This is a genomic window from uncultured Algibacter sp. (genome assembly GCF_905480415.1).
Classification (GTDB): Bacteria; Bacteroidota; Bacteroidia; order Flavobacteriales; family Flavobacteriaceae; genus Algibacter_B.
The window spans coordinates 1-21375 of record NZ_CAJQQI010000085.1 but is presented as its reverse complement, the minus strand read 5'-3'; the positions used below and the strand labels follow the sequence as shown (position 1 = coordinate 21375).

Genomic DNA, 21375 nt, shown 5'->3' with positions numbered 1-21375 from the left:
ATATGTAAAAAATACTAGTTAAAACTAATAACCTCTCCCTGACTAACAGCATCATCACTTCCAATTACAAAGTTAGAGTTTTTAGGCAATATTTTAAAGGTAATCGAAGTATCTAAAAGATTAGTTTCCATAAAGCTAATAATACTTTTAAAACTAAGCACATTGGCATCAAAGATAACTTCAGATTGTTTTTCAATATTTTTTAAATCTGACTTCAAAATAACGTCTTTAGAAAGAACTTGCTCCAAATCCTTATTAACACTATCTGAAATAAACATATATTTATTTACTGTTTTAATTTTATGAATGTGCTGTTTTCTAAAAAAATAAGTTAATCTAATTCCACTCCTTACAAACAAATCGAACAACATATTTTTATTAAAATGTTTTTTGTAAAAAATTCGCATGGCGCCATAAAAACGACGTGCATAATTTTTATCTCTTAGCGTGCTTTCCCCTTTAAAATGTATTACCGTGGTTGCACCGTAATAGAAATTATTATAACCTTGTTTTAAGGCTTTATAAGACATATCAATATCTTCACCATACATAAAATAATCTTCATCAAACCCTTCTATTTTATTGTAAACTGCTTTTTTTAAAAACATAAAGGCGCCAACTAAAATCTCAACTTGATTAACGTCTTTATCATTTATGTTGTGAGCGTAATAGTCCTCTGAGTTACCAACTAACTTCTTAAAAGCAGCTTTAACATAGGGGATTTTTCGTTTGCTTTCTGGTAAAAAATCACCTTTCCCATCAATCAATTTACAGCCAACAATACCTAGATTTTCTTTACTTTCAGAAAATTCTAATAGCCTTAAAAATGTATCTTCGGCAACAACTGTATCTGGGTTTAAAATACACAAATAATCCCCTTTGGCTTGCAAAACACCAATATTATTACCTTTTGAAAACCCATAGTTTTCCTTATTCTCAATGAGCCTAACTTCAGGGAATAAGGCTTTAATCATATGACCGCTAAAATCTTCAGAGTTATTATCTACAACAATAATTTCAGCATCAATATTAGAAATGGCAGCCTCAACACTTCTTAGACATAACTCCAAAAAATATTTAACATTATAATTTAATATGATAACTGATAGTTTCAAATTTTACTTGTTTTAAAGTTTTATAGAAGATTCGAAGGGAATTCTATTCACAATACTTCTTCCTAAAGTAATTTCATCCGCATATTCCAACTCATCACCAACTGAAATCCCTCTAGCAATGGTTGAAGTTGTTACTTTATAATCTTTAATCTGCTTATAAATATAAAAGTTTGTAGTATCACCTTCCATTGTAGAACTTAAAGCTAGGATAAGCTCTGAAACCCTACCTTCCTTGACTTTACTTACTAAAGATTCGATATTCAAATCGTGTGGACCAATGCCATCCATGGGTGATATTTTACCTCCTAAAACATGATATAACCCTCTAAAAGAACTCGTGTTCTCAATAGCCATAACGTCTCTAATATCCTCAACAACACAAATTATATCCTCTTTACGTTTTGGATTTGAACATATTTCACATAGTTCAATATCGCTTATATTATGGCAAGACTTACAGAATTTTACATCTTTTCGCATGGTTTGTAAGGCATCAGACAAGGCTAAAGTTTGTTCCTTTGGCTGTCTTAACATGTGCAATACTAAACGTAATGCTGTACGTTTTCCAATGCCAGGTAATTGAGACATTTCATTAACTGCACGCTCCAATAATTTTGAAGAAAATTCCATATCGGCGAATTTACTATTTAGACACGAATTTCACTAATTTAAAGCCACCCTTTTAAAATAGACACTATCCCTTGGTATATGACTTTTAATATTTGTACTTTCCAAAATTGAAAATTAGTTTTTTATGTCGACTACTCAAATTATGCTACTTATAGCAACTTATTTTATTGTTTTAATTTTAATATCCTATTTCACTGGAAAAGAAGATAGCAACGACGCTTTTTTTAAAGCAAACAAATCTGCTCCATGGTATTTAGTCGCTTTTGGGATGATCGGCGCATCACTTTCTGGTGTTACTTTTATTTCGGTTCCTGGCGCTGTCGAAGCTAAACAGTTTGGTTATTTGCAAGTGGTATTCGGGTACTTTTTTGGATATTTAGTTATTGCTTATGTATTATTACCTATTTACTACAAGCTTAATTTAACCTCAATTTACACTTACTTAAGAGATCGGTTTGGGAATGTGAGTTACAAAACGGGTTCGGTAGCTTTCCTAATATCACGAGTTGTAGGCGCCTCTTTCAGGTTGTTTTTGGTTGCTAAAGTATTACAGTTGTTAATATTTGACCAATACAATATTCCTTTTACTATAACTGTAATAATTACGATTGCTCTCATCTGGCTTTACACATTTAGAGGTGGTATAAAAACCATCATTTTTACAGATACATTACAAACGCTTTTCATGCTAATTTCAGTAATAGTAACTATTAGCTTTCTAGCTTCGGCTTTAGATTTAAATAGTATTTCTGAAATTTATACTAATGTAAAAGAAAGCTCTATGAGCAAAACATTTTTCTTTGGTGATGTGAATGATGCACAATATTTCATAAAAAGTTTTCTTGCCGGGATGTTTATAACTATTACCATGACTGGTTTAGACCAAGATATGATGCAAAAAAACCTGACATGTAAAAACTTAAAAGAAGCTCAGAAAAACATGATTTCCTTTAGTATCGTTTTAGTTTTTGTAAATATTTTGTTTTTGGTTTTAGGATTAATGCTAACTCAATATGCAAATCAACATGGTATAACAGCCAAAAAAGATGACCTATTCCCCACCATAGCCATGTTACCAGAAATAGGGGTGGTAACCTCAGCTTTCTTTTTATTAGGACTCATTGCAGCAGCTTATTCAAGTGCAGACTCTGCATTAACATCGCTAACAACTTCTTTTTGTATTGATATTATTGAATTGGATAAAAAACCAAAAGCATCTCAAAAAAGAATTAGAAAACAAACGCATGTATTTATTAGCATCGTGTTAGTTATTGTTATCGTTTTATTTGATTCTATTTTTAAAGATGTATCTGTAATTTGGGAATTATTTAAAGCAGCGGGATATACTTATGGTCCATTATTAGGTTTATTTGCTTTTGGAATCTATACTAAAGTTCAACTTAAAGACAAATATGTTTGGATAGTGGCCATTATAGCCCCTATAGTTTCATATTTTATTAATGAATATTCAGTTGATTTATTAAGTGGTTATCAAATAGGTTTTGAAATACTTATAATAAACGGCATCCTTACTTTTTTAGGCTTAATACTGATTCGTAGAAAGTAGCACTAAAGTACAAGCCGATTCAAAATCAATATTGTTTTCTCTTAGAATTTGATATAGTTCTGGGTTTTCTGTGCCGGGATTAAAAATAACGCGCTCTGGTTTTAAAGACACGATATAATCATAATAATCTTTTTGCCGTTCAGGATTTAAATATAATGTAACCGTATGCACCTCTTTATAAGGTAATAAATTAGTATCAATTTCAATACCAGAAACTTCTCCTTCTCTTAAACCAAAAGCGACCACATCAACATTATTTACAACTAATCTCTGAATAGCATAGTTAGAATATCTATTCGGTTTTAAAGATGCCCCAAACACCAATGTTTTTTTATTCATAAGTTAAAGAAAAGTTAATATTAAAAAACACAGTAACATAAATTAAAGTAAAGCGTCTACAATATACATCAATTAATCAATCAAAAAACGAATCAAATCAAATGAAAAGACTACTCTTTTTATGTGCTGTTTTATTTTCAATTACAGCAGTACATGCAACAGACCCAGACCCCGAAACTGACAAAATAGGCACTATCTCAGGTAAAGTTTTAGACGCAACTTTAAGGGAACCCTTACCATACGTAAACATCATTATTAAAAATATTTCTGGTGAAATTCTAACTGGAGGTATTACATTAGAGGATGGTGCTTTTGAAATTAGAAAAATTATAGAAGGAAATATTATTGTAAGTGTTCAGTATATTGGCTATAAAACCTATAACAAAGAAGTTCATTTTGGTAAAGGAAACTACAAAGTTAACTTAGGAAATATTTTACTAGAAGAACAAGTTGAAGGCTTAGATGCCGTTACTGTAGTTGCTGAAGTTTCTACTATTCAACAAAAGGTAGACCGGAAAGTTATAACTATTGGTAAAGACTTAGCTGCCACTGGTACTGCATCAGAATTAATGATAGGAATCCCATCAGTAAATATCGATGTACAATCTGGAGAAATAAGTTTACGTGGTAACTCTAATGTGCGTGTCATGGTAGATGGTAAAATATCTAACATACCAACAGATCAATTGCTTCAACAAATTCCATCATCAGCAATTAAATCAATTGAGTTAATCACCAATCCATCGGCAAAATACAATCCAGAAGGCATGAGTGGCATTATTAATATCGTGCTACACAAAAACACTATGATTGGTTTTAATGGTAGTGCTAGTGTTAATTTAAGTCATGAAAAAGAAGCCAAATTCAATAGTTCTTTAAATATGAATTATAGAAATGGTAAATTTAATTTATACGGTAGCTACAGTAATAATATAGCAAAACGAGTAAATGTTGGAAATATCTTTAGACCGTCTAATAACTCTGAACAATTTTTTCAATTTTTAAATGATAGAAAAAATCATTTATATAAAGTTGGAGTAGATATCTATCTAAATGACAAAAATACAATTTCGATGTTTACAAATCGAAGTACATCCAATTCTGGTTTTGAAGGACAAACGGATGCATTCTTTTATAATAACCCTTCTTTTAATCAAAGCCAACTTTTTAATACCATGAGCGATAATAATTCGGAACAGTATAATTTTGATTATAAATTAGATTTCAAAAAAGAAGGACACAATATTGAACTCGAAGTAGATTATAATAATTTCAATGATGAAGGCCCTGTTGATTATACATTTCTACTAGGGTCTCAGGAAAACTATATCGATTTTAATTTTACAGACAGAACGAGCACAACAGCAAATTTAGACTATGTAAATCCATTATCTGAAACTGCCAAATTAGAGCTTGGTTTACAGGCTAGGTTATTTAATTCGGATGTATCCTTTGCTTCAACAGGAGAAACTTTAAACGAACAAGGTCTTTATAGACCAACACCAAATACAGATTTTGATTATACTAGAGATATTTACTCTGCATACGCGACTTATAGTAAAAAAATAGAAAAATGGAACTATAAAATAGGAGCTCGTATAGAAAATGTAGCCGTAGATGCTCTTGCTATTGAAACCGAAATAAGCTCTAATATTAGCACTCCGATTTCATTTAAAAACAACTACTTCGAAATATACCCCTCGGCATTCTTAACTTATTCACCTTCTGATAAAAACTCATATCAATTAAGTTATAGTCGTCGTGTAGATCGCCCAGGTGTAGGACAGGTTAACCCAATAAAAAGATGGAGTACCCCATTAGTTTCTCAATTCGGAAATATCGATTTAAGACCACAATTTACCAATTCGTTAGAAGCTAATTACACTAGAAACTTAAATAATAACAAAGGTAGCATTACTGGAGGTGTGTTTTATCGTGCCATTTCTGATGAAATAAATAGAGCTTTATTTATAGACAGAACCGATATAAACTCTGGAAAAGTAATTATGATTCGTGATAACTTTGATGATACCTCTGCCTATGGGTTTGAATTATCTACTAATTACAGACCAACAAAATGGTGGAGTATAAATGGAAGTTTCGATATATTTTCACAAACCCAAAAAGGAATTGCAGAACGACTAACTGCACCTATAGAGACGGCTACCGTTTCGGATATCACTACAGATATTAAAGAAGTTGATAATATAACTTGGAATTTTAGAATGTTTAACAATTTTAAAGCTACTAAGGCTCTTACATTAACAGCATTTGCTTTTTATAAAGGAAAAGAAAAAGGACTACAGTTTAATACAAAACCCATGTACTTTGTAAATTTAGGTGCCCGTTATACAACTATGGAAGGTAAAGGAACATTTAGTCTAAGCTATAACGATGTTTTTAACACTCAAAGATTCTCAGCTACTGGTGTACAACCTTTTGAGCAAGACGTAGAATTTAATTGGGAAAGCAATACCGTACAAATTGGTTTTGCATACCGTTTCGGAGGAGGGAAATATCGCGCTAAATCTCGTAAACAAAGGGATAATAATGAAAAATCTGGAGGCGGAGGATTCTAAAAATAAAAATTTAATAGCCTGCATAATAGTTAATGGTTAGTGTTTATGTAAGATTATTAAATAAGAAACCCGTAAGCATTAATGCTTATGGGTTTTGTTTTTTTATTACCCCTTTATCATTAAAATGTTAAAAAATATGTTAAATTTTGATAATCAACACAATAACATATAATAAAATAACGTTACGCACACATACAATCTAACCAAAAACGAAATTTTAATTATTTAGAGTTAGTCGTCTACAAAAACAGATTCGTAATAAAGATTTGTATTAAAAAAACTCGAAACCTGTTTCGAGTTTTTTTCTTTACTGTTAACAAACGTTAAATGTTATTTATCTATGAAATGTTATTTAAACTTATACGACTAATAGATTAAGATTCTTCACATTAGTGTTAGTTGAAGTTGATTAATAGCAAGAAAAACCCGAAACTTTAAGCTTCGGGTTTTTCGTTTGAATATTAATTTATAACTGTGCTTTGACTTAATTTAAGTCTATCATGTTCGACGATGACGCATTAGGGAATGTAGTGAAAATCCTTTTGCTTTTCGCAAAAGGTTGTAGCAAAAAGTGCGACCCTTTAGGTAAACTGCCTGCCTGCCAACGCCCACATTTTTATTTTTATGCCCACTTAATAATAGCACTCGCCCATGTAAAGCCGCTACCAAAAGCTGCCAATACCACGTTATCTCCTGGCTTTATTTTACCTTCTTCCCAAGCCTCTGTAAGTGCAATGATAATCGATGCTGCAGTAGTATTACCATATTTCATGATATTATTAAACACTTGGTCGTCTTTTAACCCAAACTTTCTCTGAATAAATTGTGCTATTCTAAGGTTCGCTTGATGTGGTATTAGTATATCTATATCGTCTTTCTGCAAGCCGTTTTTTGTTAAACCTTCCATAATCACTTCGCTAAAACGCACTACAGCATGTTTGAAAACAAAAGTGCCATCCATATAAGGGAAATATGATAAATCATCTTCCTCTGATGCCAAAATTTCTGGAACCCAATGCTTAATACTAGGTGATTCAACAATTAGCTTATCTGCATATTTTCCTTCACTATGTAAATGACTAGATAAAATTCCTTTTGTAGTATCCTCTTCTCTAGTCAACACGCATGCTCCTGCTCCATCACCAAAAATTACAGTTACTCCTCGTCCACGTGTACTTTTATCTAATCCATTGGAATGATATTCAGCTCCAACAACCAAAATATTCTTATACATTCCTGTTTTTATAAACTGATCAGCAACAGATAAGGCATAAACAAAACCTGAGCATTGATTTCTAATATCAATGGCTCCAACGTTTTTCATTTCAAGCATGTCTTGAATTTGCACACCGCAACCAGGGAAATAATAATCTGGTGTCATGGTTGCAAATACAATAAAATCGATATCATCCTTAGTTAATCCAGATCGTTCAATTGCCATTCTTGAAGCTTTGGCACCCATTACTGCCGATGTATCTTCAGACCCTTCTGGAATCCATCTACGCTCTTTTATTCCAGTACGTTCTTGTATCCATTCATCATTGGTATCCATCATTTTAGATAAATCATCATTAGTCACCACATTATCCGGTAGATACTTACCTAGTCCTATTATTTTTGAATTATACATATGTTGCTATTAATTAGAATAACCAAAGTACAAAATAATACTATTAAATTCCAAAATTATAAAAAACCAAATTCCAAATCTATATCCGAACATATTTTTGTGTTTTGAAATTTATCTTTTGAATTTTTCTTTTTTTAAGAAAAAAAATTGTGTCAGTTTGTCATATTTTATCAATTGGCATTTTTGTTGACTATTACTGAAGCATAATAATAAATTAAATAAAACTTATATATCATGACAAAAGGAAACATTAATGTATCGGTAGAAAATATCTTCCCACTCATTAAAAAATTCTTGTACAGCGATCACGAAATATTTTTACGTGAACTAATTAGTAACGCTACAGATGCAACATTAAAGCTAAAACACCTCACTCATGTTGGTGATACGAAAGTTGAATATGGTAACCCACAGATTGAAGTTAAAATTGATAAGGAAGGTAAAAAACTTCATATCATAGATCAAGGTTTAGGTATGACAGCTGAAGAAGTTGAAAAATATATCAACCAGATTGCTTTTTCTGGAGCTGAAGAGTTTTTAGATAAATATAAAGATTCTGCTAAAGATTCAGGGATTATCGGTCATTTTGGTCTTGGTTTCTATTCAGCCTTTATGGTTGCTGAAAAAGTTGAAATCATTACTAAATCTTTCAAAGACGAACCCGCTGCTCATTGGACTTGCGATGGGTCACCAGAATTTACATTAGAACCTTCTGACAAAACAGACAGGGGCTCAGAAATTATTCTTCATATTGCTGAAGACTCTACTGAGTTTTTAGAAGAAAGTAGAATTAGTGAGTTACTTTTAAAGTATAACAAGTTTATGCCTGTTTCTATTAAGTTCGGAACTAAGGAAATAAACGATCCTGAGCACGAGCCAAAAACAACAAAAGATAAAGACGGTAAAGAAACTACCGAACCACACAAACAAATAACTGTTGATAACGTAATCAACAATCCAAATCCAGCTTGGACAAAACAACCAGCAGATTTAAAAGATGAAGATTACAGTAGCTTTTACAGAGAGTTGTACCCATCGCAATTTGAAGAGCCATTATTCAACATTCACTTAAACGTAGATTATCCATTCAATTTGACAGGAATTTTATATTTCCCAAAGATGTCGAACGATATGCAAATTCAAAAGGATAAAATTCAACTGTATCAAAATCAAGTTTATGTAACTGATAATGTTGAAGGTATTGTTCCTGAATTTTTAACGATGCTTCGTGGTGTTATTGACTCACCAGATATTCCATTAAATGTATCGCGTTCTTATTTACAAGCTGATGGTGCTGTTAAAAAGATTTCATCTTACATCACAAGAAAAGTTGCCGATAAATTAAAATCGTTATTCAATACTAACCGTGAGGATTTTGAAGCCAAATGGAACGATATTAAAATAGTGATAGAGTACGGAATGCTTTCCGAAGAAAAATTCTTTGAAAAATCAGATGCCTTTGCCTTATACCCAACTGTTGATGGTAAATATTATACGTATGAAGAATTATTCAACAAGATAAAAGCAAATCAAACAGATAAAGATGGTAAATTAGTAGTTCTTTATACTTCTGATAAGGATGCTCAACATAGTTATATTGAATCGGCTAAATCTAAAGATTACGAGGTTTTATTGTTAGACTCTCCAATTATATCACATTTAATTCAAAAGTTAGAAAGCACAAAAGAAAACGTAACGTTTGCTCGTGTTGATGGCGACCACATCAATAATTTAATTAAGAAAGATGAAACAACAATTTCTAAATTAGATGAAGATCAAACCAAAGCTTTAGATGAATTATTAAAAGAAGTTATTCCTTCTGATAAATTCATGGTACAATTAGAAGCTATGGATAGTAACGAATCACCATTTACCATAACGCAACCAGAATTTATGCGTAGAATGAAAGAAATGCAAGCCAATGGCGGCGGTGGCGGTATGAATATGTTTGGAAGCATGCCCGAAATGTACAACTTAGTAGTAAATACAAATTCTGAATTGGTTGGTGAAATTCTTAGTACCAAAACCAAAAAGAAACAAGAGCGTTTAATTACGCAAAGTTTAGATTTGGCTAGGTTATCTCAAGGTTTACTTAAAGGTGAAGAATTAACCAACTTTATCAAACGTAGTTACGAGATGATAAAATAAGTTGACATCATTGAGAGGACGCAGGATTTTGCAATCTCTTAAATTAATACTTTAATTTTTTTCGCTTCCGCGGAACTATTATAAACTCAAAACCACTTCGCTTCAGCAGAGTGGTTTTTTGCTTATATTGAAACTTGACTTTGACTTTGTCTTAAACAAACATTTAAAAAACACCGCTTCATACTCCCGAAACTTTCTGTCATTCAAAAAAAGATATCCCTATCTTTACGCCACATAAATTATAGATGGCTTTCACATTACTTTCGTCACCATTACAAGGATTTACAGATTTTAGATTTCGCAATGCATTCCATCACTATTTTGGCGGTATCGACACCTTTTATTCACCGTACATTAGGCTTAATGGTAAGTTTAAAATTAAAGCCTCATATCAAAACGATTTACTAAAAGAAAACAATAGCACTTTAGAGGTTATACCACAAATTATAACCAACGATGCCGAGGAATTCTTATTTGTTGCTAAGTATGTACAAAGCTTAGGTTATAAAGAATTAAACTGGAATTTAGGATGCCCATATCCCATGGTTGCAAAATCTGGCATGGGCTCGGGTTTAATTTGTAACCCTACAAAAATCAATAATATTTTAGAACGCGCACACAACGAAACCGATATTTTAGTATCCATGAAAATGCGCATGGGTTACGATCATGCCAAAGAAATTTTGGACGTCTTCCCTATTTTAGACCAATACCCACTAAAAAATATTGCTATTCATGCCAGAATAGGAAAACAACTTTATAAGGGGCCCGTAAATCTAGATGCTTTTGAACGTTGTATTACCAAAACCAAACACAAATTATATTATAATGGAGATATTACAAGCGTACATACTTTTAAAACCATGCAAGCACGTTTCCCGAGTTTAGATCATTTTATGATTGGTCGTGGTTTAATTGCCGACCCGTTTCTACCACAAATGATAAAAAATAACACAGCAGAATACCCTAAAAACCGTTGGGATATTTTTGAAGAATTCCATAATACCATATACACACAATACGACGACTATCTTTCCGGGCCTACGCCTATTAAAATGAAAATGTTAGGGTTTTGGGAATTCTTTTCTCAATCGTGTTCAAATCCTCAAAAAACATATAAAGCTATAAAAAAAGCAACCAATCCGTTTAAATACAAACAAGCGGTAAACACTATTTTAATGAATGAAAGAAAACTAAATAGCTAAACTTTAATCTCAAAAAAACATAATCGTGTCAAATTTATTCTACTATATTTGCCAAAAATTAAAATTATGAAAAACATATTAATTGCTTTTACTCTAGTTTTATTTACAGCTTGTAGCTCAAAAGATGCATCCAAGGACTTTACAGTAGAAAACGACCTAGACATCCAAACTTATATTGCAGAGAACAATTTAACTGCACAGAAAAGCAGCTCGGGTTTGTATTATGTAATTGATACTCCTGGAACTGGCACACAACCAACAACTACAGATAATGTTACGGTTGCTTACAAAGGCTATTTCTCCGATGGGACTGTTTTTGATCAAAGCAATGCTAATGGTATTTCATTTAGCTTACAACAAGTTATAGCGGGATGGACAGAGGGCATCACTTATTTTAAAGAAGGCGGAAGTGGTATACTTTTAATACCTTCTAGCTTAGGATATGGTAACAAAGGTAGAAGTTCTATTCCTGGAGGTGCTGTACTTATTTTTGATATTGCACTAATTTCTGTGAACTAAAAGATACTGTATTATAAAATTATAAATCTAACCACTTTGTGAAAACAAGGTGGTTTTTTTGTTTGAATTGAATCTTAACTTTATCATAAAAATTAGCTAACTTCGTTTAACGTCGGATATAAACTATATCAATACAATTTATATTCATAAAGAGCATTGTATGTCATTTACCCGAAAGGAAGATAGATACATAGAAACACATAAAACTTGGAATAATATTGCTCAACTCTATGAAGATGAATTCATGGATTTTGGGCTATATGATGATACCTATAAGAAATTTTGTGATTTATTATCTAAACAAGATGCTGCTGTACTTGAAATTGGATGTGGACCAGGAAACATTACGCGACATATTTTGGAAATAAATCCTAATCTAAAGGTTTTAGCAACAGATGTTTCTAAGAAAATGATTGATTTGGCTAAAAAGAATAATCCGCATATAGAAACTACAGTTTTAGACTGTAGAAACCTTAAAAGAATCGACAATAAATATGACGGAATAATCTGCGGATTTACAATTCCTTATCTATCAAAACCCGACTGCATGAAACTTATTTATGATTGTGGAAAATTATTAGCAAATGACGGCATTTTATATTTAAGTTTTATTTCTGGCAACCCTGAAAAATCAGGATTTATAACCGGTAACTCAGGTTACAGATCCTATTTTTATTACCACGAAATTAATACAATAAGAAGGGAATTAGAATTGAATCAAATGTCAGTAGTTGACATTATAGAAAAAAATTACAAAAAGTCAGACAACACCTCTGAAACACACACCATTATACATGTAAAAAAATGAGTGTACAACCATATATAAAAAGCATTAAAACGCACTTTAAGCAAACCTTTTGAAAATCAGATCTACAAACATATCTAAACCAACCACCATTATTTGGAATGAGAAAGAAGTCCTTACGGGGATTTACAAAAAACCTATAAATAAACCTATTTATTTAGGAAAAGAGGATGTAAAAGGCGATGAAGTTTCAGACAGGAAGCATCATGGTGGTGAGTTTAAAGCTTGTTATTTATTTTCTAAAAATCAATATGAGTATTGGAAAAACTTATATCCTAATCTAAATTGGGAGTTAGGCATGTTTGGTGAAAATCTTACTGTTTCTGGATTAAATGAAAAAGACATTCACATAGGTGATATTTATGAAATAAGTTCAGCACTTGTTCAAGTTACGCAACCCAGAGAACCTTGCTTTAAATTTGGAGTAAAATTTGGCACTCAAGAGGTGTTAAAGCAATTTATTGAGCATGGTTATCCTGGAACTTATGTTCGCGTTTTAGAAGCAGGTTTTGTTAAAACTGGTGACACTTTTAAGTTAGTTGAAAAAGCTAAAAACAGCATTAGTATATGGCAGTTTTTTGATTTGTTGTATAACAAATCAAAAAACAGAGACCATATTAAATTAATTATGGATAATAATGCGCTACCGGAACGAAAAAGAAATAAACTGAAATTTTTTTTAAAGTAGCATTGAACTCGTTTATCATATCTTTGCGACAAATATATTATAGATGTCTTTTAAAGATTTAAAATTAAGCAAACCCCTTTTACGTGCCGTTGCAGAAGCTGGATATGACAATCCAACCTTAGTTCAAGAAAAAACCATTCCTCTTATTTTAGATAAAAAAGATGTGATTGTTTCTGCACAAACAGGAACAGGTAAAACGGCAGCTTTTGCTCTACCTATTTTACAATCGTTATTAGACAAACAAGATGCTCCAAAAAAAGGAAAGACCATTAAAGCTTTAATTGTAAGTCCTACCAGAGAATTGGCCATCCAAATTGAAGATAATTTTAAAACATACTGCAAACATACCAACCTAAGAACTACTGTTGTTTTTGGTGGCGCATCTCTTGAGCCACAAAAAGATACTTTAAAAAAAGGCGTTGATATTTTAATTGCAACTCCAGGGCGCTTATTGGATTTACATAAACAAGATTTAGTTAATCTAGATTATGTAGAAACTTTAGTTTTAGATGAAGCCGATTTAATGCTAGATATGGGTTTTATTGATGATGTAAGAAAGATTGAACGCTTATGTACTAAGGAAAAACAAATCCTTTTGTTTTCTGCAACAATTCCTCATAAAGTAGAGCAATTAGCTAATTCTATCTTAACTACACCTGAACGTGTTGAAGTGGCTCAAAATTCTTCTACTTCAAAAAATGTTGCTCAATTGTTATATTTTGTTCCTAAAAAAAGTAAAATTGAATTGTGTTTACACTTACTTAGAAACACCATTAAAGGCAATATCATCATTTTCAGACGTACAAAATATGGTGTTGATAAATTAGAAAAGACACTTTTAAATAATGATTATAAAGTAGACAGTATTCATGGTGATAAAAGTCAGACTAGCAGACAAGATGCTTTAAACAGGTTTAAAACGGGCGAAGTAAATATTTTAATTGCTACCGATGTAGCTGCCCGTGGTATAGATATTAATGATTTGGATGCAGTAGTAAATTTTGATTTACCTAACGTACCAGAAACATACGTGCATAGAATTGGAAGAACGGCCAGAGCTGGAAATACGGGAATGGCATATTCACTTTGTTCTGCTGATGAAAAAAGTTATTTAAAAACCATCCAACAACTCATTCAAATACAATTGGATGTTATAGAAGACCATCCATATCCTTTAGACCCTAAAGCAGAACCCATTATTCACAAGTCTAAAAAAACAGGGAGCAAACATAGAAAAGGTCGAAAAAGTGAAGCGTCTAAAAAGAAAAAAAAACGTTGGTACTAGTTTAGATTATAATATTTGATTTGTTTTATGCTTCAAATTGTTTGTTGAAATGATTTTTAAGCAATGGTATGTGTATGCAAAACATCAATCCGAAAAACAGAAAAGTATAAGTAAAGATTTAGAATAAACACAAACTACAAATCAATCAAACTAATTAAAACTGCTTTCTAAATGAAAGCAGTTTTTTATTTTACAGCAAAATCAAAATAAGTATCTCGAAATGGCTCACCTCGAAGTGTGAAATGCCACCATTCTTTAGGGTAATTTCTAAACCCAAATTTCAACATAAATCTTTGAAGCAATTGTCTATTTATTTTTTGCTTCTCTGTGATGTTCGTATAATCAATCCAAGATTCTTGACCGAAAAAATCATAGGCACTTCCCATATCTAATGGAATACCAGTATTACCATCAATAATAGTTAAATCTAATGTGCTTCCTCTACTATGTCCTGATTTAGAAGCTATATACTCATCTTTAAAAAGGTTTCTCTTTTTAACATCTGGATAGAACGTATGTTTATTAATCGTGTCATCCAAATCCCTCGCCCATTTTATAAAGTGGTTAACAGCGCTTTGTGGTCTATAACCGTCATACACTTTCAAACATAGATTTTGCTCTTGCAATGCTTCATGAACCAATTTTAGAGCTTGGGCAGATTCTAAAGTCAATATGAGCTTATTAGAATGATATCCTTCAATAGGTTGTCCAACAAAGTTGTTTGAAGTAAAATAGCGAAGCTCAACTTCTAAATCAGGGATAACGTCTTCTGCATAAATAAACCCATTTGGCAGTTGGGCATAAAAACTAGAAAAAACAAAACAGATTAAAAAAGTTAAAGTATACTTCATTTTAATTTTGAATTACGCTAATTTAGAAAATAAAATAATATGCTATTCGAAAGTCCTATAAATTTAAATCTGAAAGATGCAGAAGTAACTTACTATCCCAATTTCATTAACATAAATGAAGCAGATAATCATTTCAGTAGCCTATTAGATCAAATCGATTGGAAACAAGATACCATAACTGTTTATGGAAAAACATATTTACAACCGCGCTTAACCGCTTTTTATGCTACTAACAAAAACAACTATAAGTACAGTAATATTGTAATGCAACCGAATATATTTGAAGGTGTTTTGTTAGACATTAAGAATAAAATTGAAACAGAACTGAAAATTAAATTCACAAGTTGTTTAGCGAATCTATATCGTGACGGAAATGATAGTAATGGTTGGCATGCAGACAATGAAAAAGAACTAGGAGAAAATCCAATTATAGCTTCTGTCTCGTTAGGAGTGGAAAGAGTTTTTCATATGAAACATAAAACGGATAAAACTCTTAAAACAAAACTCATACTCCAACATGGAAGCCTTTTATTAATGCAAGGAGAAACTCAAACTAATTGGTTGCATCACATACCAAAAACTAAAAGAAATATAGGAAAACGAATTAATTTAACATTTCGAATTATTGCATAAAAAAACCGAGTTCCCTCAAACTCGGTTTTTCTTCAATTTGCTTTTTATATTATGATGTCAGATTTGGGGTTTCCATTTCAACACCACAATGCAAATATTAATTAATTAATCCATTGAACTAAAAAGTGTGTTATTTAGTACACTCCAAATATATACTTATGAAACATATTACAACGACTAAATACATTTAAAATCGATGAAATACATTAAATTTTAACATTTATAGATGAATTAGACAATAATATCGATGAAATACATCATTATGAAAAATGAATATTAATAAAGCCAAACTAAATAGCATAAAAAAAGCATCCTAAAATAGGATGCTTTTTTACTAACTAACCAACCAAAATATGAATTACAATTCTTAAGTTTAAAGTAACCACTCAATAAACATATATAACGAATGTAATCCTATTTACTAAATATCAATTCTCGTGCCAAACTTGAATACAGAATATTTAATTGATTTGTTAAACAAACCTGTTCAATTATAAAATAATAATGTGCAACTAGTAATTCACATTTAATTGTATGATATTTGTGCTTCTTTAAAACAATTTTAAAAATCTATGAAAAAAATATCACTTGTACTATTAGCCTTGTTTTTAATGGCGTGTGGTAAAGAGCAACATGATTTAACTGTAAAAGCCAATATTGAAGGCTTAAAAAAAGGAACGCTTTATCTTAAAAAGGTTGAAGACACTACATTAGTAATCATAGACTCATTAGTTGTTAATGGTAATACAAATATTGAACTACATAGTGATTTAGATAGTCCAGAAGTTTTTTATTTATATCTCGACAAAAATAGTGCTGAAAAAGATAGAATTACATTTTTTGCTGATAAAGGCATTACAGAAATTAATACCACGCTAAAAAACTTTGCCTTTGAATTTGAGATTAAAGGTTCCGAGCAACAAAAAACTTTAGAAGAGTACCAAACTGTTATTGATAAAATTAACAATAGATACTTATATAATTTTAAAGAGCAATTTGAAGCCCGAAAAGCAGGAGATACAGCTAAACTCAATATATTAATAAAAGAAAGTAATAATTCGCTTAAGCGCAAATATTTATACACTGTAAATTTTGCCTTAAATAATAAGAACAGCGAAGTTGCTCCTTATTTAGCGTTAACAGAAATCTATAACGCTAGAATCGATTATTTAGATACCATAAATAATTCTTTAACACCTAAAGTTAAAGCCTCTAAATATGGGAAAGAATTAAACACTTTTATCAATACCATTAAAAGTACAGAAACAGATAACTAAACCTCTTACGATAAGAAAATTACATAAAAAAAGCCTTTCCACATCATGGAAAGGCTTTTTACTTTAGAGCCGATGGAGGGACTCGAACCCACGACCTGCTGACTACAAATCAGCTGCTCTAGCCAGCTGAGCTACATCGGCGTTTTTAACGGCTGCAAATATAATATTTGCTAGCACAATTAAAAATTTTATCCTAATTTATTAATCTTATCAATTAAAGCGCGTCCTTTTGTTTCTAGCTCACCATTAATTGCTTTAAAATGTGCTTTTGCATTTTCCACATTTTTAGCATTTACTTTAGCTATTAATTCGTCAAAAGTTTCAATGGCCTCATCAATAATCCCTTCACTTTTCTTAGTGTCTTTATCTGTATTTGAATATTCCCAAACATAAACTGCTTCTATAATATCACCTAAAACGTAATTTATATCTTTTTTTAAATCTCTAACGTTTGCCATAATTTTTTAATTTATTTTGATTGCAAAATTACACATAAACTTCTAATAGCGTAGCCTTTTTAGAATTAATTTCATAGTGCTTTATTGAAGCAGGCACCAATATGGTTTCTCCTTTTTTTATATTTTCAGAATGTTCATTATACGTTATAGTGGCGCTGCCTTCAACACATATATAAATAAAGAAAGAATCTTTATTATTTACTTTTTTTATAGTAGTTGTTACTTCCAAATAACTTGTTTTAAAATAAGGACAACTTACCATCTGATTAGATTGATTTTCTGTTTTAGAGTATGCCACTCTAAAATCATCTGGCATATTAAAATCAAAAGCATCAATAGCTAAATCGTTATGTAATTCTCTTTCATTGCCATCATCATCAACTCTATCCCAATCATAAACACGATACGTAATATCACTAGTTTGTTGTATTTCTGCAACCATAACGCCAGCACCAATAGCATGAATACGACCAACTTCAATAAAATAAGTGTCACCTACTTTTACATTGTCGAAATTTAATATTTCTGTAAGTGTTTTATTTTCTAAATGACTTAAATACTTTTCGGGCGTCATGTCTTGATTAAAACCAACTATTAAATTGGATCCCTCATCTGCTTGCAATGTATACCACATTTCTGTTTTACCAAATGAATTATGGCGTTTTGCTGCAAGTTGATCATTAGGGTGCAATTGAATTGACAAATCTTCTTTCGCATCTATGAATTTTATTAAAAGCGGAAATTTATTCCCGAATACCTTATAATTTTTTTCTCCTAATAAATCTGATTTATATGTTTCTAATAAATCTTTCAAAGATTTGCCTATTAAACTTCCATTAGAAACTATAGACGTATCTCCTTCTACATCACTAATTTCCCAACTTTCACCAATATTTGGTAAGTCGCTAGCTTTATTTAATAGAGTTTTTAATTTTTGTCCGCCCCAAATTTTTTCTTTTAAAATGGGCGCAAATTTAATTGGATATAACATAAAGTATTTATTTCCCAGAATAGGTTACAAAATTTCTTGGTGTTTCGTAAAGCGTGATTTCTAAATCTAATTTTGAATCAAGTTTCGATTTCATCTTATTATAAATCACAACAGCAATATTTTCAGCAGTTGGATTTAAATCTGCAAATTCTGGAACTTCTAAATTTAAGTTTTTATGATCAAATGCATCTTCAACTTCTCTTTTAATAATATCTTTTAATACTTTCATATCAATAACATAACCAGTTTCTGTATCAATTTCACCGGTTACGCTAACTATAAGTTCGTAATTGTGACCATGAAAGTTCGGGTTGTTGCATTTACCGAAAATTTCATCGTTCTTTTCAAAACTCCAATCTTTTCGATACAACCTGTGGGCAGCATTAAAATGTGCTTTTCTACTTACTGTTATCATTATGAACTTATATTTAGATGTTCGTAAAATTTATCAAAAATAACTTTAAACCACTCGGTATATAATTCTGGATGAATAGCAATATCGTCCTTTACTTCTTCAATGAGCATCCATTTCCAACTAGCTGCCTCACTCGTATTTATAACTGGTTCATTATTATATTTACCTAATAAAACATGATCATACTCGTGCTCGGTTAAACCATTATCAAATGGTGCCTTATACATAAATGAAATAGATTCTTGCAAATCAACTACAAAACCCATTTCTTCTTGCAAACGTCTTTTTCCTGCTTCTATATTCGTTTCACCATCTCTTTGATGACTGCAACATGTATTAGTCCAAAGGCCAGGTGAATGGTATTTATCTAATGCGCGTTGCTGCAACATCAATTCATTCTTATCATTAAAAATAAATACGGAAAAGGCTCTGTGTAGCAATGCCTTTTGATGCGCTTCAAGCTTGGGCATTAAACCAATTTGTTCATCCTGTTCATTAACAAGGATTACATGTTCTTCTTTCATAGTTGGACAAAAATAATAAGTAAATTTATAAAAATCATTATTCTTCAGTTAAATTTAAAAAGTGGTTTAAATTTCTATTGAACTTATAAATATTATATTTGCAACCCATTTATATTTTATATGAGTTTTTCAAAAGAAATACAACGCAGACGTACTTTTGGTATTATTTCGCATCCAGATGCAGGTAAAACAACTTTAACAGAGAAACTACTTCTTTTTGGTGGCGCCATTCAAGAAGCGGGTGCTGTAAAAAGCAATAAAATAAAAAAGGGTGCTACCAGTGACTTTATGGAAATAGAACGCCAACGTGGTATCTCTGTTGCTACCTCTGTTTTAGCTTTTGAATACAATGGTATTAAGATTAATATTCTTGATACTCCGGGTCACAAAGATTTTGCTGAAGACACGTTTAGAACATTAACCGCTGTTGATAGTGTTATTGTCGTTATTGATGTGGCCAAAGGTGTTGAAGAGCAAACAGAAAAGCTAGTTGAAGTATGCCGCATGCGTAATATACCCATGATCGTTTTTATTAATAAAATGGATCGTGAAGGTAAAGACGCCTTTGAACTACTTGATGAAATTGAACAAAAATTAGGATTGAGAGTTACTCCTTTAAGTTTCCCTATCGGTATGGGCTACGACTTTAAAGGGATATATAATATTTGGGAGAAAAACATAAACTTATTTAGTGGCGATAGTCGTAAAAATATTGAGGAAACTATAGAAATTAATGACTTAACGTCTCCAGAATTGAATACATTAATTGGTGAGACTGCCGCCGATACTTTGAGAGAAGAAATAGAGTTAGTAGAGGGTATTTATCCTCCTTTTGATAATCAAGACTATTTAGACGGCACATTACAACCTGTATTTTTCGGCTCTGCGTTAAATAGTTTTGGAGTACGAGAATTATTAGATTGTTTTGTTGAAATAGCACCAAAACCAAGACCTAAACAAAGTGAAGAACGTTTAGTGCAGCCGGATGAAGAAAAATTTAGTGGTTTCGTTTTTAAAATTCACGCTAACATGGACCCAAACCACAGAAATCGTTTGGCTTTTGTAAAAATAGTCTCTGGAGTGTTTAAAAGAAATACGCCGTACTTGCATGTTAGACATAATAAGAAGGTGAAATTCTCTAGTCCAAATGCCTTTTTTGCTGAGAAAAAAGAAATTGTAGATATTTCTTATCCAGGAGATATTGTAGGTTTACAAGATACTGGGAGTTTTAAGATTGGTGATACGTTAACGGAAGGTGAAATATTAAATTATAAAGGCGTACCTAGTTTTTCACCAGAACACTTTAGATATATTAATAATTCCGATCCAATGAAAGCGAAGCAACTTAATAAAGGTATTGACCAACTCATGGATGAAGGTGTGGCGCAATTGTTTACTTTAGAACTTAATGGGCGAAAAGTAATTGGGACTGTTGGCGCGTTACAATATGAAGTGATTCAATATAGATTAGAGCATGAGTATGGTGCGAAATGTACGTATGAAAACTTAAATGTGCATAAAGCGTGCTGGGTAGATCCCACAGAATCTAAAACAGATGAGTATAAAGAGTTTGTTAGAGTTAAACAACGATTTTTAGCTAAAGACAAACAAAACCAACTCGTATTTTTAGCAGATTCGCCTTTTTCTTTACAAATGACACAACAGAAATATCCGAATATAAAACTTCATTTTACTTCAGAATTTGATTAAATCTAG

General features: G+C 31.4%; 20 protein-coding genes and 1 tRNA gene. 11 read left to right on the top strand and 10 right to left on the bottom strand.

What is annotated here, in order from left to right:
- Positions 1–14: 14 nt before the first annotated feature.
- A complete protein-coding gene (locus QZ260_RS06185) occupies positions 15–1115 on the bottom strand; it encodes a glycosyltransferase family 2 protein (protein WP_295984026.1) in 1101 nt (366 codons plus the stop codon).
- Positions 1116–1127: 12 nt separating this feature from the next.
- Positions 1128–1745, bottom strand: coding sequence for a recombination mediator RecR (gene recR, locus QZ260_RS06180; protein WP_295984024.1), 618 nt, complete (start codon positions 1743–1745; stop codon positions 1128–1130).
- A gap of 124 nt (positions 1746–1869) precedes the next feature.
- Between recR and QZ260_RS06175 the strand changes: the two genes are divergently transcribed.
- Positions 1870–3312, top strand: coding sequence for a sodium:solute symporter (locus tag QZ260_RS06175; protein WP_295984022.1), 1443 nt, complete (start codon positions 1870–1872; stop codon positions 3310–3312).
- Here QZ260_RS06175 and QZ260_RS06170 read toward each other — a convergent pair.
- On the bottom strand, positions 3289–3651 hold the full coding sequence (locus QZ260_RS06170) for a CoA-binding protein (RefSeq protein WP_295984019.1): 363 nt from the start codon (positions 3649–3651) through the stop codon (positions 3289–3291). The genes QZ260_RS06175 and QZ260_RS06170 overlap by 24 nt on opposite strands.
- Before the next feature lie 101 nt (positions 3652–3752).
- Between QZ260_RS06170 and QZ260_RS06165 the strand changes: the two genes are divergently transcribed.
- Entirely contained in the window at positions 3753–6230 is a 2478-nt protein-coding gene (locus QZ260_RS06165) for an outer membrane beta-barrel family protein (protein WP_295984017.1), read from the top strand.
- Positions 6231–6852: 622 nt separating this feature from the next.
- Here the strand turns inward: QZ260_RS06165 and QZ260_RS06160 are convergent.
- Positions 6853–7860: a beta-ketoacyl-ACP synthase III gene (locus QZ260_RS06160; protein ID WP_295984016.1), complete on the bottom strand. Its 1008-nt coding sequence runs from the start codon at positions 7858–7860 to the stop codon at positions 6853–6855.
- A gap of 234 nt (positions 7861–8094) precedes the next feature.
- Between QZ260_RS06160 and htpG the strand changes: the two genes are divergently transcribed.
- The 6 genes from htpG to QZ260_RS06130 all read left to right on the top strand — a co-directional run bounded on the left by htpG (position 8095) and on the right by QZ260_RS06130 (position 14510).
- Positions 8095–10008 carry a molecular chaperone HtpG gene (htpG, locus tag QZ260_RS06155; RefSeq protein ID WP_295984014.1) on the top strand — a complete coding sequence of 638 codons (1914 nt, stop codon included), beginning with the start codon at positions 8095–8097 and terminating at the stop codon, positions 10006–10008.
- A gap of 245 nt (positions 10009–10253) precedes the next feature.
- Positions 10254–11213, top strand: a complete 960-nt coding sequence (locus QZ260_RS06150) for a tRNA-dihydrouridine synthase family protein (RefSeq protein ID WP_295984012.1) — start codon at positions 10254–10256, stop codon at positions 11211–11213.
- A gap of 66 nt (positions 11214–11279) precedes the next feature.
- Complete coding sequence (locus QZ260_RS06145) at positions 11280–11732, top strand: FKBP-type peptidyl-prolyl cis-trans isomerase (protein ID WP_295984011.1); 453 nt, start codon at positions 11280–11282, stop codon at positions 11730–11732.
- Positions 11733–11892: 160 nt separating this feature from the next.
- Positions 11893–12540, top strand: a complete 648-nt coding sequence (locus QZ260_RS06140) for a class I SAM-dependent methyltransferase (RefSeq protein WP_295984009.1) — start codon at positions 11893–11895, stop codon at positions 12538–12540.
- Between the two features lie 49 nt (positions 12541–12589).
- Complete coding sequence (locus QZ260_RS06135; protein WP_295984006.1) at positions 12590–13225, top strand: MOSC domain-containing protein; 636 nt, start codon at positions 12590–12592, stop codon at positions 13223–13225.
- Between the two features lie 43 nt (positions 13226–13268).
- Positions 13269–14510: a DEAD/DEAH box helicase gene (locus tag QZ260_RS06130; protein ID WP_295984003.1), complete on the top strand. Its 1242-nt coding sequence runs from the start codon at positions 13269–13271 to the stop codon at positions 14508–14510.
- Between the two features lie 185 nt (positions 14511–14695).
- On the opposite strand, the gene QZ260_RS06125 is transcribed toward QZ260_RS06130, so the two are convergent.
- A complete protein-coding gene (locus QZ260_RS06125; protein WP_295984000.1) occupies positions 14696–15361 on the bottom strand; it encodes a M15 family metallopeptidase in 666 nt (221 codons plus the stop codon).
- A gap of 39 nt (positions 15362–15400) precedes the next feature.
- On the opposite strand from QZ260_RS06125, the gene QZ260_RS06120 reads away from it, so the two are divergent.
- Both QZ260_RS06120 and QZ260_RS06115 read left to right on the top strand, forming a co-directional pair.
- Positions 15401–15994, top strand: a complete 594-nt coding sequence (locus tag QZ260_RS06120) for an alpha-ketoglutarate-dependent dioxygenase AlkB (protein WP_295983998.1) — start codon at positions 15401–15403, stop codon at positions 15992–15994.
- Between the two features lie 572 nt (positions 15995–16566).
- Positions 16567–17271: a DUF4369 domain-containing protein gene (locus QZ260_RS06115; protein WP_295983995.1), complete on the top strand. Its 705-nt coding sequence runs from the start codon at positions 16567–16569 to the stop codon at positions 17269–17271.
- Positions 17272–17338: 67 nt separating this feature from the next.
- Here QZ260_RS06115 and QZ260_RS06110 read toward each other — a convergent pair.
- From QZ260_RS06110 to idi, 5 genes are all read right to left on the bottom strand, one after another.
- Positions 17339–17412 (bottom strand) — tRNA-Thr (locus QZ260_RS06110).
- 47 nt (positions 17413–17459) lie between these two features.
- Positions 17460–17729 (bottom strand): hypothetical protein, encoded by a 270-nt coding sequence (locus QZ260_RS06105; RefSeq protein WP_295983993.1) that lies wholly within the window; start codon positions 17727–17729, stop codon positions 17460–17462.
- A 28-nt stretch (positions 17730–17757) separates the two neighbouring features.
- Positions 17758–18720 carry a type I phosphomannose isomerase catalytic subunit gene (locus QZ260_RS06100; RefSeq protein ID WP_295983990.1) on the bottom strand — a complete coding sequence of 321 codons (963 nt, stop codon included), beginning with the start codon at positions 18718–18720 and terminating at the stop codon, positions 17758–17760.
- Between the two features lie 7 nt (positions 18721–18727).
- The gene (locus QZ260_RS06095) at positions 18728–19138 is read right to left on the bottom strand and encodes a 6-carboxytetrahydropterin synthase (protein WP_295984083.1); all 411 of its coding nucleotides are present in this window, start codon (positions 19136–19138) and stop codon (positions 18728–18730) included.
- The gene (idi, locus tag QZ260_RS06090; RefSeq protein ID WP_295983988.1) at positions 19135–19659 is read right to left on the bottom strand and encodes an isopentenyl-diphosphate Delta-isomerase; all 525 of its coding nucleotides are present in this window, start codon (positions 19657–19659) and stop codon (positions 19135–19137) included. The genes QZ260_RS06095 and idi overlap by 4 nt, the downstream gene beginning before the upstream one ends.
- Positions 19660–19779: 120 nt before the next feature.
- Here idi and QZ260_RS06085 point away from each other — a divergent pair, with 120 nt between their 5' ends.
- Complete coding sequence (locus tag QZ260_RS06085; protein WP_295983985.1) at positions 19780–21369, top strand: peptide chain release factor 3; 1590 nt, start codon at positions 19780–19782, stop codon at positions 21367–21369.
- Positions 21370–21375: the final 6 nt, after the last annotated feature.

Bases quoted from the DNA above. Each gene is read 5' to 3' on its own strand.
- recR (WP_295984024.1), bottom strand. From the start codon at position 1,745: ATGGAATTTTCTTCAAAATTATTGGAGCGTGCAGTTAATGAAATGTCT.
- QZ260_RS06175 (WP_295984022.1), top strand. From the start codon at position 1,870: ATGTCGACTACTCAAATTATGCTACTTATAGCAACTTATTTTATTGTT.
- QZ260_RS06170 (WP_295984019.1), bottom strand. From the start codon at position 3,651: ATGAATAAAAAAACATTGGTGTTTGGGGCATCTTTAAAACCGAATAGA.
- QZ260_RS06165 (WP_295984017.1), top strand. From the start codon at position 3,753: ATGAAAAGACTACTCTTTTTATGTGCTGTTTTATTTTCAATTACAGCA.
- QZ260_RS06160 (WP_295984016.1), bottom strand. From the start codon at position 7,860: ATGTATAATTCAAAAATAATAGGACTAGGTAAGTATCTACCGGATAAT.
- htpG (WP_295984014.1), top strand. From the start codon at position 8,095: ATGACAAAAGGAAACATTAATGTATCGGTAGAAAATATCTTCCCACTC.
- QZ260_RS06150 (WP_295984012.1), top strand. From the start codon at position 10,254: ATGGCTTTCACATTACTTTCGTCACCATTACAAGGATTTACAGATTTT.
- QZ260_RS06145 (WP_295984011.1), top strand. From the start codon at position 11,280: ATGAAAAACATATTAATTGCTTTTACTCTAGTTTTATTTACAGCTTGT.
- QZ260_RS06140 (WP_295984009.1), top strand. From the start codon at position 11,893: ATGTCATTTACCCGAAAGGAAGATAGATACATAGAAACACATAAAACT.
- QZ260_RS06130 (WP_295984003.1), top strand. From the start codon at position 13,269: ATGTCTTTTAAAGATTTAAAATTAAGCAAACCCCTTTTACGTGCCGTT.
- QZ260_RS06125 (WP_295984000.1), bottom strand. From the start codon at position 15,361: ATGAAGTATACTTTAACTTTTTTAATCTGTTTTGTTTTTTCTAGTTTT.
- QZ260_RS06120 (WP_295983998.1), top strand. From the start codon at position 15,401: ATGCTATTCGAAAGTCCTATAAATTTAAATCTGAAAGATGCAGAAGTA.
- QZ260_RS06115 (WP_295983995.1), top strand. From the start codon at position 16,567: ATGAAAAAAATATCACTTGTACTATTAGCCTTGTTTTTAATGGCGTGT.
- QZ260_RS06105 (WP_295983993.1), bottom strand. From the start codon at position 17,729: ATGGCAAACGTTAGAGATTTAAAAAAAGATATAAATTACGTTTTAGGT.
- QZ260_RS06100 (WP_295983990.1), bottom strand. From the start codon at position 18,720: ATGTTATATCCAATTAAATTTGCGCCCATTTTAAAAGAAAAAATTTGG.
- idi (WP_295983988.1), bottom strand. From the start codon at position 19,659: ATGAAAGAAGAACATGTAATCCTTGTTAATGAACAGGATGAACAAATT.
- QZ260_RS06085 (WP_295983985.1), top strand. From the start codon at position 19,780: ATGAGTTTTTCAAAAGAAATACAACGCAGACGTACTTTTGGTATTATT.